Here is a 394-nt window from a genome sequence, read left to right as displayed (position 1 = left end):
TCGGTGAACGACCGCCGCGGACAACTGACCGTCGGGCAGTACCAACGTCGTTTACGCCAGCGCAGCCGCACCGGCCGCCCGGCTACCGGCAGGTCCCGAGGCCGGGTCGTGGCCCACTGCTTCACCCGCACCGCCCGCTGCCCGCACTGCGGACAGCATCGTGCCTGTTCACAACCGGTAGACAAATCCACCACGGGGACGCCAGCGGCATCCACCTCGACCCGCTCGACCACCAGGCCGTCCAACCCCAGCAGCCGGGTCGTATCGTTGACCATGCTCGCAGCTCTTCACTTGTGACCATCCGACTTAGACACTCAGATGATCACCGATGAGCTGCGAGCCCTTCACACTCGGGCCAACTCCAGCTGCGAACCCCGCTCAACTTCGAAGAGCC

At 65.7% G+C, this 394-nt stretch carries 1 protein-coding gene; it reads right to left on the bottom strand.

What is annotated here, in order from left to right; translation table 11 throughout:
- The coding region (locus C1A38_RS30500; protein WP_146017664.1) for a transposase family protein at positions 1 to 275 on the bottom strand (275 nt) is incomplete at its 3' end.
- Between the last annotated feature and the right edge of the window lie 119 nt (positions 276 to 394).

It is taken from the genome of Verrucosispora sp. ts21 (assembly GCF_002879555.1).
GTDB lineage: Bacteria > Actinomycetota > Actinomycetes > Mycobacteriales > Micromonosporaceae > Micromonospora > Micromonospora gifhornensis.
Note: the sequence above shows the minus strand (reverse complement) of the source record. Positions and strands in the feature narration are given on the sequence as shown.